Consider the following 15,716-nt stretch of genomic DNA (forward strand, 5'->3'; position numbering starts at 1 on the left):
GTCCTCTATATCCGAAGAGTCCCAGTCGCTTACGCGACCGGACCTCCGAAGATCTCGATGGGCTTGCTGTCGGCGGAGAGCGTTACGAGCGCGCGCTTGGTGTCCTTGCGCTTGCCGTAACCGAACCGGGTCCGCTTACGCTTGCCCTGACGGTTCATCGTGTTGACGCTGGTCACGGTGACGTCGAAGATCTTCTCGACGGCAATCTTGATCTGCGTCTTGTTCGAGTCCGGGTGCACCAGGAACGTGTACGTGCCTTCTTCGATCAGTCCGTAGGACTTCTCGGAGATGACCGGTGCCAGCAAGATGTCGCGGGGATCGGCGATCGTGGTCACTTGCTTGCCTCCTCGTTCTTTGCAGGCCCAGCGATGAAGGTGTTCAGCGCTTCCACGCTGAAAACGACATCATCGGCGTTGAGCACGTCGTACGTGTTGAGCTGGTCGGGTGCAATGGGGTGCACGCCGTCCAGGTTCTGAACGCTCTTCCAGGCTGCGATGTCCTCGCGGCCGACGACGAGCAGGACCTTCTTGCGGTCCGAGATCTCGGCGAGGAACGTCTTCGCACCCTTGGTGGACGGAACCTGTCCGGCAACCAATTCGGTGATGACGTGCAGGCGCTCGCTGCGGGCCCGATCGGAGAGGGCTCCGCGCAGTGCGGCGGCCTTCATCTTCTTGGGGGTCCGCTGGCTGTAGTCGCGCGGCTGCGGTCCGTGGACCGTGCCACCGCCGACGAACTGAGGAGCGCGGGTCGAGCCCTGACGGGCGCGGCCGGTGCCCTTCTGCCGGTACGGCTTCTTGCCGCCGCCGCGAACCTCGCCACGAGTCTTCGTGGAGTGGGTTCCCTGACGAGCAGCTGCCAGCTGTGCGATGACGACCTGGTGCAGCAGCGCGATGTTCGCCGGTGCGTCGAAGATCTCCGCGGGGAGATCGACGGTGCCGTTGGTCTTGCCGCCGGCTTCCTTGACATCGAGCGTCAGCTTGGTCTCGGTGTTCTTCTCGAGGCTGGTCATGCCCGTGCACCACCCTTCAATGCAGACTTGACGATCACGACGTTGCCGCGACGGCCCGGGATCGCTCCCTTGATCAGCAGCAGACCGTTCTCGCTGTCCACCTTGTGGACCGAGAGGTTCTGCGTCGTGACGCGGTCGCCACCCATACGTCCGGACATGCGCATTCCCTTGAACACGCGACCCGGCGTTGCACAGCCACCGATGGATCCGGGACGACGGTGCACAGCCTGTGCACCGTGGCTCGCGCCCTGTCCCTTGAAGCCGTGACGCTTCATGGTTCCGGCGAAGCCCTTGCCCTTGCTGGTGCCGGTGACGTCGACGTATGCGCCGTCCTCGAACACTGCAGCCGTGAGCTCCTGGCCGACCTCGAACTGCGAGGCGTCGGCAACGCGAATCTCCACGATGTGGCGACGCGGCGTGACACCTGCCTTCTCGAACTGGCCGGTGGTGGGCTTGTTCACCTTGCGCGGGTCGATCGCACCGAATGCGACCTGGACGGCGCTGTAGCCGTCACGTTCCTGGGTGCGGATCTGGGTGACCACGTTGGGGCCTGCCTTGATCACGGTCACCGGAACGACGCGGTTGTTCTCGTCGAAGACCTGGGTCATTCCGAGCTTGGTGCCCAGAATTCCTGTCGCAGGCCGGTTCTTGTTATCAGTCATCGTTGTCTCCGCGCTCACTGGATGTTGACGTCGACACTGGCCGGGAGGTCGATGCGCATGAGCGCGTCCACCGTCTTCGGTGTCGGGTCGAGGATGTCAATGAGCCGCTTGTGAGTACGCATCTCGAAGTGTTCGCGCGAGTCCTTGTACTTGTGCGGCGAACGGATGACGCAGTACACGTTCTTCTCTGTCGGCAACGGCACCGGTCCGACGACGCGGGCACCCGTACGGGTGACCGTTTCGACGATCTTGCGCGCTGACGCGTCGATCGCCTCATGGTCGTAGGCCTTGAGCCTGATGCGGATCTTTTGTCCCGCCACGCTTAGTGTCCTTTTCTTGCCGCTTGGTCGTAGAACGGGCCGTTCGGCCTGCTCCACCTCGTCTGCACAGTCCCCGAGCCGGGGGAATCCCTCCGACTCGAACTGCCTTCGTGCACACACGACAGTGAAAAACGTTGACGACCAGGCGTGACCTGTATCCGTTGCCGCTCTTCATCTGTCATGGTTCTCCGGTCCACGCGGTCGGGCGTGTCGCGATTCCGCTCATTCTTCTGCGCTGAAACTTTCGCTTCAACCATCCGAGGGAGGAAACCCACACCGTTCGAGCTGGTGGTCCGGACGCGCTCACGTGGAGCGCTGGTCTCATGTTCTGCTCAGCCGATCTCTCGATCGACTCACCTGGTTCAGGCCGCACGCAAGCGCGTCCCGTGTCCAGGCAACCCGACCAGTATGCCGCAGTGTGCGCGACAGATCAACTCGGGGTCGATCCATACGCTCCGCACGACCTTACTCAGCAGTAAGGTAAGCCCATGAACACAGTCGCAACCACCACCGGGGCCACGTATCGAGCCTGGTCGAAGCTCCCGAACAACACTATCGGATCCACCGTGTTCTCCATCGGCATGTGTCTACGTGTGCCCTACTTCGCGTCCGTGCTGCCGCGGGTGGTTGCGCTGGAACCGGGGCGCTGCGAGGTCACGGCCCCGAAATGGCTGGGGATCCGCAACCACCTCGGCACGTTCCACGCGATCGCCGCGTGCAACCTCGCCGAGGTTGCGATGGGGATGCTCGCCGAGGCCACCGTTCCGACGTCGCACCGCTGGATCCCCAAGTCGATGACCGTCCAGTACCTGACGAAGGCGACCACGTCACTGCGCGCGGTGGCAGAACTGGAGACCATTCCCGATTTCGCGACCGTCACCGACGGATGCGAGATCGTCGTGCCGGTTGCCATCCGTGACACCGCGGGCGTCGAGGTGGTGCACGCCGACATCACGATCTGGGTATCTGCAGCCTCTCGTTGACATACTCGACCGATGGACACGGTGACGCGGTCGGAGCAGCAGAACTCGGTAGTGGTGGTCGGGGGCTCCGGAGCCGTCGGCCGGCTACTGGTCGACCTCCTGCGCAGCGACGGCGTGCAGGTCACCGTCGTCGACGCTCGAGCCGCTTCGACATCGGTCGACGCCGCGACGCTCGTCGGCGACATCACCGCACCCGACCACCGCGTCACAGCTGCATTGTCGACTGCGTCGACGATCGTGCTCGCTGTGCCCGAGTCCGTGGCACTGTCGGCCGATCTGAGCGCGGTACGCCCCGACGCACTGCTGGTGGAGACGTTGTCGGTCAAGTCCGGCTACTCGCAGTACGCCGGCCGCGGCGGACACCTCGGCCCGACGCTGGGCATAAACCCGATGTTCGCACCGTCCCTGGGCATGAACGGACGCCCCGTTGCCGTCGTCGTGCACCGACCCGGCACCTCGGCCGACGCGTTCGTCGACAGACTGCAGCACTGGGGTGGCCGGACCGTTCTCCTCGACGCCGAGCGTCACGACCGACTCGCTGCGGCGACCCAAGCGCTCACCCACGCCAGTGTTCTCGCGTTCGGGCTCGCCCTGGCCGAGCTCGATCTGCCGTTCGCCGACATCGACGCCGTCGCTCCTCCCCCACACACGACGATGCTCTCCGTCCTCGCACGCATCACCGGTGGGGAGCCCGAGGTGTACTGGGACGTTCAGGCAGGTAACCCACACGCCGCGGAGGCGCGGGCGGCGCTGCGCCGCGCGACGCAACTGCTCGGCGAGACCGTCGAATCCGGCTCGGAGTCCGAGTTCGCCGAACTGATGAACCGAGCAGGCAGCGCCCTCGGCAGCTCCGCCGATCGCTATCGATCCGTCTGTGCCGAGTTGTTCGGTATCGTTCGAGGTTCCGGCGACAATTCGTGATCGCCGGTCCGGACGCGGAGGCGGGGCACACGATGTTGGAACAGCCGACCTTGCCGGAGCACGACCCCCACGATGTCGTCGAGAGCGCGGTCGTAGCGCGGTTGGCGAAGAACTGGTCGCAGCGTGCCACCGTCAAGAAGCCCGAACCCCAGTTGGACGATTTGTTCGACACGACCAAGCGAGATTTTCCCGATGCCTTGATCCCGTTCGGAGAACACGACACGTTCCTCGGTGCCGAACCGGAACAGCAGGATCGGCTGCGGGCCTGGGGCTGGATCGCGTTCAACAAGAACGTGATGGATGTCGAGCAGCACGTCGTTCACCCGGGATTTTCGCTGCTCGCCCAGGATGTGTTCGAGACCGGGATGGGCGACACCCTTGCCGTCGCGGTGACTCAGGCCATGGTGGACGAGCAGTACCACACGCTGATGCACCTCAACGCCAGTGCGGCGACCCGTCGCGGTCGCGGTTGGGCGTTGTCCGAACGATCCCTGCCGTTCAGTTCCACCGTCCGTCGCCAGCGGACCGCTCAGGCGACCAGCGACGACCCCTGGTCTGCGGCGATCAGCTCGCTCGCCTTCATGACGGTCGCAGAGATCTCCATCACGTCGTACCTCGATCTGATCGAGGACGACGACGTCATTCAGCCGATCAATCGGGCGACGGTCAAACTCCACAATCGCGACGAGTACTGCCACGCATCGATTGCCGACGACATGGCGGCGATCGTCTTCGACAGGCTCGGATCCAACGATCGACAGAAGTTTCTCGACGGCCTCGTCGACGGCATGGATGCGTTCTCGAGCAGCGACTTCTCGACGTGGGCCCGCATTCTCGAACTCGAAGGTGTCCGCGGAGCCGAGGCCATGATCGCCGACGTCGAGGCCGACAGGAGCCGTCGAGCGCTGGTTCAGGACTACAGCGGACTGCGATCCCTGTGCCGAAAGCTGGACGTCGAGGACAGTATCGATATCGATTGGGGCTGACGGCAGAACATCTGCGACTGCAATCCACAGGTAACATTTCCCGGCAGTTCCCGTATCAAGTAGTGGCCCTCCCCTCCACGGGCCCCGGCACTGCCCCGGCCCCATTCACCCCACAGCTCGGAGATCCGATGTCGTCAGCTCAGCACGCAGCCGTACACGTGGAGGACGTGCACAAGTCCTTCGGCGATGTGCATGCGCTGCGCGGCATCAGCTTCTCGGCCGAGCGGGGAACCGTACTCGGCATCCTCGGCCCCAACGGTGCGGGCAAGACCACGACTGTGAAAGTGCTGTCGACGCTGATCGCGCCCGACAGCGGCCGAGCCTTCGTCGCCGGCCACGATGTTGCTGCCGACGCTCCCGCGGTGCGGCGATCGATCATGATGACGGGTCAGTACGCCGCCCTCGACGACACTCTTTCGGGGCGCGAGAACATCGAATTGTTCGGCCGCCTCATGGGTCTGGACAAGAAGGCTGCCAAGGCTCGCGCCAAGGCCCTGCTCGACGAATTCGACCTGTCCGATACCGGCAAGCGACCGGTCCGCGGCTACTCCGGCGGCATGCGCCGTCGTATCGACATCGCATGTGGCCTGGTCGTGCGTCCCGAAGTCGTGTTCCTGGACGAGCCGACCACCGGACTCGACCCTCGGAGCCGACAGGGTGTGTGGTCGTTGGTCGAGGCACTGAAGGCGCAGGGCATCACCGTGTTGCTGACGACGCAATATCTCGAAGAGGCAGACGTACTGAGCGACAACATCATCGTCATCGACAAGGGCACAGTTATCGCCGAAGGTACGTCCGATCAGCTCAAAGCCATGACCGGCGGTAGCTACTGCGAAGTGGTGCCTCTCGATCCAGGTCAGCTACGAGCAGCGGCCGAGGCGCTGGGCGAGATGGTGCCTCCGGCGGTGCACGCCGAGATCACTGCCGCATCCGACCGCCTGTCCGTGCCGGCCCCCGACGGTGCCGCAACGCTGTCCGAGATCCTCCGCCGTATCGACGCCCGTGGCATCGTGCTGGCCGACATCGCGTTGCGCCGACCCTCGCTCGACGACGTCTTCCTCACCCTCACCGGCCATTCGCAAGCGAGCCCCACGCCGTGACGGCCACGACGCGAGGCGTCTCGAATACGCGTGCGGTCACCGCTCCTCGGACAACCACCGGGTCGACGACGCAGCAGCCCAAACGCCGGTCACGAACGCGGCCGTCCGGCTTCGTGCAGTGGCAGGCACTGACCGGGCGTGCACTGTGGACGATGCTCACCCAGGGTGAGCTGCTGATCGCGGTGATCGCTCCGCTGATCTTCACTATCGGCTTCTACCTTCCGCTCAAGTTCGTGATGGGCCTGCAGGGCATCGACTACGCACAGTTTCTGATGCCGATCATCGTGCTGCAGGCAATGGCGTTCACCGCCATCTCCGCCGCGCAGAGGGCATCGACGGAGGCGATGAGCGGACTCAACTCTCGGTTGAAGACGATGCCCGTCGTACGCGGCGTCCCGCTGGTGTCGCGAATCTCGAGCGGTGTCGTCCGTTCACTGGTATCGCTCGTATCCGCACTCGGTTTCGGCTACGTCATCGGCTTTCGCTTCTCTGCAGGATTCGGTCAGGCCCTGTTGTTCTGCGCGCTCGCCATGCTGATCAGCACCACGTTGTCGATCGGTGCCGACGCAATCGGAACGCTGTCGAAGAGCCCCGAAGCGACCAGCCAGGTGTTGACCCTGCCCCAGCTGATCCTCGGCATGGCCTCGTGCGGATTCGTTCCCGAAAGCGGCTTCCCGGAACTCATCCGACCGTTCGTTCGCAATCAACCGATTTCGCAGTTCTCTTTCGCTATGCGCGACATGGCCGAGGGCGGAGTCAGCTTCCAGGTGTTGTGGCCATCCCTCGCCTGGGTGGCCGGCCTGCTCCTGTTCTTCGTCCCGCTCGCCATCTGGGCGAGCTCGAGACCAGAATGACGAGTCCGAGATGACGATGACCGAAGCGTCGGTGAACGCTGCACGCGTATCCAACCTGACCTTTCCCGAACCCAACATGGCCCTGCGAGAAGGGTCGATTCGTGCGCTCGGGACGCACAGCCTGATCCAGGCCAAACGACTTCTGATGCGATGGATGCGCGATCCGTCGACGATGATTCAGGCGTTGCTGTACCCCGCGTTGATGCTGGTCATGTTCCGTGTCGTGCTCGGGAACTCGATTTCCGCGGCCACCGGATCGCCGGCGATCTACGGCCAGGTGCCGATGATCGCTCTGGTCGGAGCCATGTTCGGGTCCATCGTCAGCGCTGTCGGCCTCAAGGGCGAACGAAAGTCGGGTCTGTTGGCTCGGTTCTGGACAACGCCCACTCACCGTGCGGCCGGCCTCCTGGGCAGGATGATTGCCGAAGCAGTTCGGGTGCTCGTGACCACCGTGGTCATCATCTGTGCCGGTGTAGCGCTGGGGTTCAGGTTCACCCAGGGAATTCAGGCCGGCATCTTGTTGCTGCTGATTCCTGTCGTGTTCGGTATCGGGTTCGCAGTCATGGTCACGTTCCTCGCCACGGTGGCCGGCGACGCACCACTGGTCGAAGTGGTGTCGATCTTCTGCACGTTGTTGATGTTCTTCAATGCGGGGTTCGTCCCCGTCCTCGCGTATCCGCTCTGGCTGCAGCCGGTGGTTGCAGCGCAGCCGATGTCGGTTGCGGTCTCCGCGATGCGCGCGCTGGCACTCGGAGGGCCCGTCATGACTCCGATTCTCCAAACTCTCGCGTGGTCTCTGGGAATGGTCGTGATCTTCCTCTACCCTGCGATCCGGGGGTACAAGAAGGCATCTGCGTCGGGCTGATCGCGTCGTCCGGGCCGACATTTCTACGTTGGGGGATTCGTTGTGGTCGACCGGGCACGACCTGAGCATCCGTCGGTATCGGTGATCATTCCTGTCGGTGGCCTCGATCCGCACTTGGACGCACAGTTGCAGGCTCTGGCCGATCAGGATGTCGGGTTTCCGTTCGAGGTGCTCGTTGCGGACAACACGCGAGGCGGGGACCTCGGCGAATACGTACTCACTCATCCTTTGCGAGAGCGGCTGCGGCTCAGGTCGGTCGATGCTTCCCGCGAGACCGGAGCGGGTTACGCACGCAACTGCGGTGCCCGAGAGGCGTCCGGCGATCTGTTGGCGTTCTGCGACTCGGACGATGTCGTGCACCCGTCGTGGCTCACCACGCTCGTACAGGAGGCGTCGTCGTTCGATGTTGTCGGTACTGCGGTCGAAACCGACACGCTGAACAGCGTCCGGGCGCTGTCGTGGACGCCCACGACAGCGCCGGAGAACCAGGGCCGCACCGACTTCCTGCCGTTCGCGATCGGCGCGAGTATGGCCTGCTGGGCATCGGTCTACAGCGATCTCGGCGGCATGGACAACCGCTACCGAGCAAGCCAGGATGTCGAGTTCAGTTGGCGGGCGCAACTGGCGGGTTACACCTTGGGGTTCAGTACCGAGGCAGAAGTGGCGTATCGACTGCGTGACGAGCTACGCCCTCTCCTGCGCCAGTCTTTCCGCCTCGGGTTCGGCTTCGCCAAGCTTCGCGGAATCTACCGGCCCCAAGGGTGCCCGGCACTGAAAGTGCGCCGAGTCGCGTCCTGGTGGATGGCGCTGCTGCTGCGCAATCCCCTGCTGCCGACGTCGCTGACCGGGATGTCACGCGGCCATTGGCTGCGTGCGTTCGTCATCCGGGTCGGCGAGCTTCGCGCAGGAATCAGATACGGAGCCATCGGTTGGTGATGTCCACCACACGGGCTCGCCGATCGGACTGCCCGACCGGCACCCTTGACCTGCACGCCTGTTACGCCTGTGTGTCCGGCTGTTACGGTCGGTGACGCAGATGCAGGTGACAGCGGCGGATTCCCACGCCCCGGACGAGATAGAGGCCATGCCGAAGAAGTTCACGAGAGTATTGCCCACGGCGATTGCTGTCGCGGTGGCCGGTGCCCTGTCCTTCACCGGGACGGGCACAGCGGTCGCTGCGCCCTCGCCCACCGGAACCTCGGTTTCTGCCACGCCTACCCTCGAGGGTGCCAACGACTTCGGCTGTGTTCCCAGCGCGGCCCATCCCCGTCCGGTCGTGCTCGTCCACGGAACCAAGATGGATGCGTCCACGTGGAAGATCCTGGCACCGCAGCTGAAGAGCGAGGGCTACTGCGTCTTCGCACCCAACTACGGCGGAGTATCGCTGCTGCTCGACCCGGGCACGACCATCTGGGGCTCCGGCGACATCGCTGAGTCGGGCCGTCAGATCGGCCGTTTCGTCGACGAAGTTCTCGCGGCGACCGGTGCCGAGCAAGTCGACATGGTCGGCCATTCCCAGGGTGGCACCGCCACTCGGCAGTACATGAAGTTCGATGGCGGCACCGATGCGCAGGACCCCGCCCGCAACAAGGTGCACACACTGGTCACACTGGGTGCCACCAACCACGGCACGACCTTCGGTGGTTTGCAGCAGCTCTCCGAACTGCTCACCTCTCTCGGCCTGCCCGGCGACGCACTCACCCCCCTGACATACAACATGGCGGGTGCCCAGCAACTCGTCGGTTCGACGACGCTGACGAGCTTGAACGAAGGCGGAGACGTCGAACCAGGGGTCGAGTACACCGTCATCGCCACGCGCAACGACACCGTCTCGACACCGCCCGCGAACACCTTCCTCAAGTCCGGCGACCCTGCGATGGTGCACAACGTCTGGGTTCAGGACGTGTGCCCCACGGCGACGACGTCCCACGTCGGTCTCGTCGCCGATCCTGCTCCCCTGTACATGGTGAAGACCGCACTCGATCCCGATTACGCAACCACCACGCCCGCACCCTGCTGAACATTCTCCACACGCCACGACGAAGGCCTCACGACACGGTGTCGTGAGGCCTTCGTCGTTGCCGAACGGATTACCGGTGCAATTCCGCGTCCAGCACGGGCCCGATCTCGGTCGATGCCGGCGACGACGCCATCTGCCAGTGGGTCGAATGGACCGGGACGACCGTCATGCCCTCGCTCAGCGCACCGCGCCATGTCGCCGCCGCCACGTTGCCCGTGGGATCGTCGGTGACCGATGCGAACAGCAGCGCTCGTCCTGTGAAGGTCTGTGGCACATAGGTTTCGATGAGCTCTGCCGATTGTGCGATCCCGTCGAGTATCCCGGCGACCCGTTCGCGGGAAATCGAGTCGAAAGGTGCCGGCATCGACTTCAACAGTTCGGCCACGGAGTCGACCGTGAGTTCAGCGATCTCGAGGTGGTCGTCCGCACCGACACCCAGCCCGCCGAGAATCTCGTCCGCCGATACCGGCCTGTCGACGAGGTGGTCCGACCCACCCGCAACGAACGAGTCCATCATGGCCAACGTCGAGACCTCGTAGCCCTCACGTTGCAGTTGCACGGCCATCGCATGCGCGATCAGTCCGCCCATGGACCACCCCAGCAGGTGATACGGGCCCGACGGTTGCACGGCGCGAATCTTGTCCACGAATACCGCAGCCCACTGTTCTATCGACTGCGGCACAGGTTCTGCACCGGACAGCGCGGGCGACTGCAATCCGTAGATCGGACGGTCGTCGCCGATGTGTGACGCCAGGGCACCGAAGGCCCAGGACAGACCCACGATGGGGTGGATACAGAACAGCGGGGCCGAAGAACCGCCTACCCGTAGAGGTATCAGGACCTCGAGCCCGCTTGCTTCCGCTCCGTCGACTCCCGATGCCGTGGCAGCAGTGATCCGTGCCGCAAGGGAGGCAACGGACGCGTCCACGAACAACCAATTCAGAGGAACAGGCCGACCACCGAGGGCCCCCTTCAGCGCGGAGACCAACTTGACGGCCAGCAGAGAGTTGCCGCCGAGCGAGAAGAAGTCGTCGTCGAGTCCCACGCGTTCGACTCCCAGAACGTCCGCGAACACACCGGCAACAGCTTCCTCCACCGGTGTCTGCGGCGCCCTGAACTCGCGGGTCTCGAACTCCGGACTCGGCAGCGCACGACGATCCAGCTTTCCCGCAGCGTTGAGCGGTAGAGCGTCGAGCACCACGAAGGCCGACGGAACCATGTAGGACGGCAGCGTAGAAATTGCCTCCGCCCGAACGAGCTCGACATCGATGTCGGTACCGGGTGTAGGAACCAGGTACGCCACCAACGACTCACCGACCGCCGAGTGCGACACCACGACGACAGCCTGACTCACCGACGACCGCGCCGTCAGCGCAGTCTCGATCTCTCCCAACTCGATTCGCTGCCCACGGAACTTGACCTGAAAATCGGTGCGACCGATGTACTCGAGCCGATCGGCATCCATCGACCACCGCACCAGATCACCGGTCCGGTACATCCGCGTCCCCACGCCGTCGAACGGGTTCGCCACGAACCGCTCCGCCGACAGGTCCGGCCGCGCAACGTAACCCCGCGCCAACTGCACACCCGCCAAGTACAACTCCCCCGGAACGCCCGCCGGTACCGGATGCAGACGCGAATCCAGCACGTGCACCGAGGTGTTCCACTCGGGCACACCGATGGACACCGATCCGGACCCCGCCCCGTCCTCGGAGACATCGCGATAAGTGACGCTGACCGCCGCCTCGGTAGGCCCGTACAGGTTGTGCACCCGCGCATCCGACACTGCCCGACAGGCATCGACGGTACCCGCGGGCAGCGCCTCACCGATGACGAAAACATGACGCAGCGACGCGATCGACTGCGCCGACACCGCTTCGACGAACACCGTCAGCATCGACGGCACGAAGTCCGTCACGGTCACCCCGTGCCGCGCGATATCAGCGGCGACCGCCTCGACGTCACGCTGCGCGCCCGGGGCAGCAACGATCAACCGACCGCCGGTTCGCAGCGGCAGGAAGAAGCCCCACAGCGAGACATCGAACGTCGTCGCCGTTTTCTGCAAGTACACATCCGACGCATCGAGGCCGTATTCCTGCGCCATCCAGGCCATCTGGTTGACGATGGCCCGGTGTTCGATCGCCACGCCCTTCGGACGACCGGTCGACCCGGACGTGAACAACACGTACGCCAGGTCGTCCCCGGCGGCGCGCGGAAACACCACCGACCCGGACGGCTCCGGTGGATCGGTGATGTCGACGACCGGAACAGCGGTCGCCGTGACGAAACCATCTCTGGCCGTGGACAACACGACCACCGGGGCGGCCGTGTCGAGAATGTAGTCGTTACGTTCGGTCGGCTGATCCGGGTCCACCGGAACGTACGCCGCGCCCGATCGCAGCACCGCATACATGCCGACGACCAACTCGACGGACCGCCGCATCGCGAGCCCCACCAGAACACCTGGCCCGGCACCGTGCTCCTGCAACAGCTGCGCAGTCGCGTCCACCCGAGCCGAGAACTCCCGATACGTCAGCGACCGTTCGCCGAACACCACCGCGACCGCGTCGGGCGTGTCGGCCACCACCCGATCGAAGCCGTCCAACAACACCTCAGCGGATTCGATGGCCACCTCGTCGCCGTTGCCGCGCACCATGATTCGTTCACGCTCGGCCGAATCGAGAACGTCGATATCACCGACCACGCCATCCGGACGAGCGGTCACCGCCTCGAGTACAGCCACCAACCGTCGCCCGAACGACGCCACCGTCGACTCGTCGAACAGATCCGTCGCGTACATCAGCTCGCCGGCCAGACCTGCGCCGTCTCCGAGTTCGGTGAGCGTCACCTGGAGATCGAACTTTGCCGACGCCGCCCCGGACCCGAATGCCTCGACGCCCAGATCGGGGAGCTCGAACGATCCCTGGGAGAAGTTCTGGAAGAACAGCGCTACCTGGACCAGCGGGTGCCGCCCTTGCGATCGCACCGGATCGAGTACCTCGACAAGACGCTCGAAGGGTACGTCCACATTGTCGAATGCCTCCAGGTCGGAGGTACGTACGGCATCGAGTACCGCACCGAACGAGGCGTCTCGAGCGATCTGCGTTCGCAGGACCACCGTGTTGACGAACATGCCCACCAGGTCGTCCAACCGTGCGTCGCCGCGACCACCCACCGGTGCTCCCACGGCGATGTCGGACGTCCCGGACAACGTGGCCAGCAGCACCGCCAACGCTGCGTGCACCACCATGAACGCGGTGGCGTCGTGCTCGCGTGCACACTCGAGTACGCGGGTGTGCAGTGCAGCGTCGATCTCGAACGCCGTCACCGCCCCCTGTCCCGATGCGACCCGCGGGCGCGGCCGGTCGGAGGGCAGATCCAACTGCTCGGGGAGGCCGTCGAGCGTGCGACGCCAATAGTCGATCTGCTTGCGGGCCAACGACTTCGGGTCCGATTCGGAGCCGAGCATGTCGAGTTGCCAGAGTGTGTAGTCGACGTACTGGACCGGCAGCGGTGCCCACTGCGGTGCCGATCCGCCGTGCCGCGCGAGGTACGCAGTCATGACGTCGCGGGACAGCGGGGCCATCGAGAGCCCGTCCGCCGAGATGTGGTGTGCAACGAAGGCCAGCACGTACTCCGGTGCTGCACCGGCGGGGTCCGTGATGTGGAACAGCCGGACACGAAACGGGATCTCGACGGTGACGTCGAATCCCCGGGTGAAGAACTGTGTGACCGCAGCGAGCGCGTCGTCACGAGCGATGCGGACCACGTCCATCCCGACGTGCGTCTCGGCCTCGTCCCGCACCTGTTGATACCCGACACCGTCGATCTCCGGGTACACGGTGCGCAACGATTCGTGTCGACCGACCACGTCCCCCACGGCAGCCTGCAGCGCGTCGACATCGAGTTCTCCGCGCAGCAACAGAGCGACCGGCACGTTGTTGAGGGCGGAGTCGGTGTCGAGGCGGTTGAGAAACCACATTCGCTGCTGTGCGGACGAGAGCGGGATGCGCTTGGGCCGCTGCCTCGACGTGTCCAGCGCAGCTCGAACCGGACCGTCCGCCGAATCGGCGGCCTGCGCCAAGGCCTCGACGGTGGAGGACTCGAACACCGAGCGCGCCGGAACATGGACGCCCAGAGCCGAACCCAATCGAGCCGCAAGCTGTGTGGCGATCAGGGAGTTACCCCCGAGCGCGAAGAAGTCGTCGTCCAGGCCGACCCGTTCGACCCCGAGCAGCTCGACGAAGATATCGGCCACCACATGTTCGGTAGTGGTCGACGGGGGCCGGAACTCCGCGGCCTCGAACACCGGTTCCGGCAGTGCGTCTCGGTCCAGCTTGCCGGTGGGAGTCAGCGGGATCGAATCGATCCGTGTGATCACCGAGGGCACCATGTGCGCAGGCAGACTCCGCCCGGCCTCGTCCAGCACCCGGTCCAGGTCGACGTCCGTCCCTGCCACCGGCAGTACGTACGCTGCGAGAACGGTTGCGCCGGTGGGACTGCGGTGACCGAGGGTCACCGCGAAATCGACCCCGTCCTGCGCGGTGAGAACGGCGTCGATTTCACCGAGTTCGATTCTGAAGCCTCGGATCTGGACCTGAAAGTCGTTGCGGCCCAGGTATTCGATGGCCCGTCCGGACGCCACTTCCCGCCAGCGCACCAGGTCACCCGTGCGGTACAGTCGGCTTTGCTCCGAGTTACCCTCGGCTGCATACGGATTGGCGACGAAACGCGCCGCGGTCAGCGCGAATCGTCGATGGTATCCCCGCGCAAGGCCGGCACCGGTCAGATACAGCTCCCCCGGCACCCCGGCGGGCACCTGCCGCAACCGGTCGTCGAGCACGTGGTAGCCCATGTCCTTGGTGGACGGCCCGAGCAGCACGGCTTCGCCCGCGTTCAAGGGCGGCGAGATGTTGCACACCATCGACGCTTCGGTGGGGCCGTAGACGTTGTGAAAACGTCTGCCCGGTGACCACTTCGACATCAGTTCCGAGGTGAAGGCCTCGCCGCCGATCGCGAGCACTCGCATGTCGGGCACCTCTGCCGGATCGAGTGAGGCCAGCGCCGCCGGGGTGATGAACGCATGGCTGACGCGGTGGTGGCGGAGCATGTCACCCAGATCGGAACCGCCGTAGACACCGGGCGGGACGATGACCATCGTCGAACCTGCGCCCACAGCCATCAGTAGCTCCAGCACGGACGCATCGAAGCTGGGGGACGCGAAATGCAGTGTGCGCGAATCGGAGTCCAGCCCGTAGATCTCGACCTGAGTGGAGGTCAGCGGTGCCAGCCCGGCGTGGGAGACGGCGACGCCCTTCGGCAGACCGGTCGAGCCGGAGGTGTAGATGACGTACGCGAGCGTGGACGGGCGAATCGGTGCCCGTCGGTCGTCCGCCACGACGGGATCGTCGGACAACCCCTGGAGTGCGCCTTCGGTGTCGGACGAGTCGAGACTGATCCACGACACCGACGTCGGCATCGCCTCTTCGAATTGTGTTGCAGTGACACCCATTCGCACGCCGGAGTCGTTCACCATGTGCGTGATGCGGGCGGCCGGGTAGTTGGGGTCGATGGGCACGAATGCAGCACCGGTCTTCGCCACGGCCCACACGGCCGTGACAGATTCGATCGAACGGGTCAGTGCCAGTGCCACGAAATCCTCGGGGCCGACCCCGCGTTCGATGAGCAGCCGGGCCAGCCTGGACGACCGGGAGTCGATCTCCCGATAGGTGAGCGACCGGGTGCCGCACTCCACCGCTATACCGTCCGGGTTCTTTTCCACCGCCGCAGCGAGCAGAGTCGGCAGCGCGACCGTACGGGCCGGTCGCTGTCGGGTGGGTCGTGCACGGGTAGGCCTGGGGCGGCTCGACCGTCCACCCACTCGGCCGCCCGACTCGGACGGTGTGCCGGTCGATCCATCCGAACTCATCTGAACTATGACTCCTCACCAGTGTTGCCCCGCGCTCGGTCGTGGACGACGCGTCGGCCGATCCGAC

At 64.9% G+C, this 15,716-nt stretch carries 13 protein-coding genes; 8 read left to right on the plus strand and 5 right to left on the minus strand.

What is annotated here, in order from left to right; genetic code table 11:
• Nucleotides 1–29 precede the first annotated feature (29 nt).
• The 4 genes from rplW to rpsJ are packed head-to-tail and all read right to left on the minus strand — an operon-like array spanning nt 30 to nt 1,991.
• Nucleotides 30–335, minus strand: coding sequence for a 50S ribosomal protein L23 (gene rplW / locus J2X62_RS00670; protein WP_027496310.1), 306 nt, complete (start codon nt 333–335; stop codon nt 30–32).
• The gene (gene rplD, locus J2X62_RS00675; RefSeq protein ID WP_008718317.1) at nt 332–1,009 is read right to left on the minus strand and encodes a 50S ribosomal protein L4; all 678 of its coding nucleotides are present in this window, start codon (nt 1,007–1,009) and stop codon (nt 332–334) included. The genes rplW and rplD overlap by 4 nt, the downstream gene beginning before the upstream one ends.
• Nucleotides 1,006–1,671, minus strand: a complete 666-nt coding sequence (gene rplC, locus J2X62_RS00680) for a 50S ribosomal protein L3 (RefSeq protein ID WP_027496309.1) — start codon at nt 1,669–1,671, stop codon at nt 1,006–1,008. Before rplC ends, rplD begins: the two co-directional genes overlap by 4 nt.
• Before the next feature lie 14 nt (nt 1,672–1,685).
• Nucleotides 1,686–1,991: a 30S ribosomal protein S10 gene (gene rpsJ / locus J2X62_RS00685; protein ID WP_003938093.1), complete on the minus strand. Its 306-nt coding sequence runs from the start codon at nt 1,989–1,991 to the stop codon at nt 1,686–1,688.
• A gap of 488 nt (nt 1,992–2,479) precedes the next feature.
• Here rpsJ and J2X62_RS00690 point away from each other — a divergent pair, with 488 nt between their 5' ends.
• The 8 genes from J2X62_RS00690 to J2X62_RS00725 all read left to right on the plus strand — a co-directional run bounded on the left by J2X62_RS00690 (nt 2,480) and on the right by J2X62_RS00725 (nt 9,720).
• Complete coding sequence (locus J2X62_RS00690) at nt 2,480–2,974, plus strand: hotdog fold domain-containing protein (RefSeq protein ID WP_032365637.1); 495 nt, start codon at nt 2,480–2,482, stop codon at nt 2,972–2,974.
• Between the two features lie 12 nt (nt 2,975–2,986).
• Nucleotides 2,987–3,895, plus strand: a complete 909-nt coding sequence (locus J2X62_RS00695; RefSeq protein ID WP_032365638.1) for a prephenate dehydrogenase dimerization domain-containing protein — start codon at nt 2,987–2,989, stop codon at nt 3,893–3,895.
• A 32-nt stretch (nt 3,896–3,927) separates the two neighbouring features.
• Nucleotides 3,928–4,881: a diiron oxygenase gene (locus tag J2X62_RS00700; protein WP_032365692.1), complete on the plus strand. Its 954-nt coding sequence runs from the start codon at nt 3,928–3,930 to the stop codon at nt 4,879–4,881.
• A 128-nt stretch (nt 4,882–5,009) separates the two neighbouring features.
• Nucleotides 5,010–5,981: a daunorubicin resistance protein DrrA family ABC transporter ATP-binding protein gene (locus J2X62_RS00705; RefSeq protein ID WP_027496305.1), complete on the plus strand. Its 972-nt coding sequence runs from the start codon at nt 5,010–5,012 to the stop codon at nt 5,979–5,981.
• Nucleotides 5,978–6,835, plus strand: coding sequence for an ABC transporter permease (locus J2X62_RS00710; protein ID WP_032365639.1), 858 nt, complete (start codon nt 5,978–5,980; stop codon nt 6,833–6,835). The genes J2X62_RS00705 and J2X62_RS00710 overlap by 4 nt, the downstream gene beginning before the upstream one ends.
• A gap of 10 nt (nt 6,836–6,845) precedes the next feature.
• Nucleotides 6,846–7,700, plus strand: a complete 855-nt coding sequence (locus J2X62_RS00715) for an ABC transporter permease (protein ID WP_032365640.1) — start codon at nt 6,846–6,848, stop codon at nt 7,698–7,700.
• Nucleotides 7,701–7,781: 81 nt separating this feature from the next.
• Nucleotides 7,782–8,636, plus strand: coding sequence for a glycosyltransferase family 2 protein (locus tag J2X62_RS00720; RefSeq protein WP_162182904.1), 855 nt, complete (start codon nt 7,782–7,784; stop codon nt 8,634–8,636).
• Nucleotides 8,637–8,784: 148 nt separating this feature from the next.
• Nucleotides 8,785–9,720 carry a triacylglycerol lipase gene (locus J2X62_RS00725; protein WP_032365693.1) on the plus strand — a complete coding sequence of 312 codons (936 nt, stop codon included), beginning with the start codon at nt 8,785–8,787 and terminating at the stop codon, nt 9,718–9,720.
• Nucleotides 9,721–9,790: 70 nt separating this feature from the next.
• Here J2X62_RS00725 and J2X62_RS00730 read toward each other — a convergent pair whose 3' ends face one another.
• The gene (locus J2X62_RS00730) at nt 9,791–15,649 is read right to left on the minus strand and encodes a non-ribosomal peptide synthetase (RefSeq protein ID WP_082519328.1); all 5,859 of its coding nucleotides are present in this window, start codon (nt 15,647–15,649) and stop codon (nt 9,791–9,793) included.
• Nucleotides 15,650–15,716: the final 67 nt, after the last annotated feature.

This window comes from Rhodococcus sp. 3258 (genome assembly GCF_031456475.1).
GTDB lineage: Bacteria > Actinomycetota > Actinomycetes > Mycobacteriales > Mycobacteriaceae > Rhodococcoides > Rhodococcoides fascians.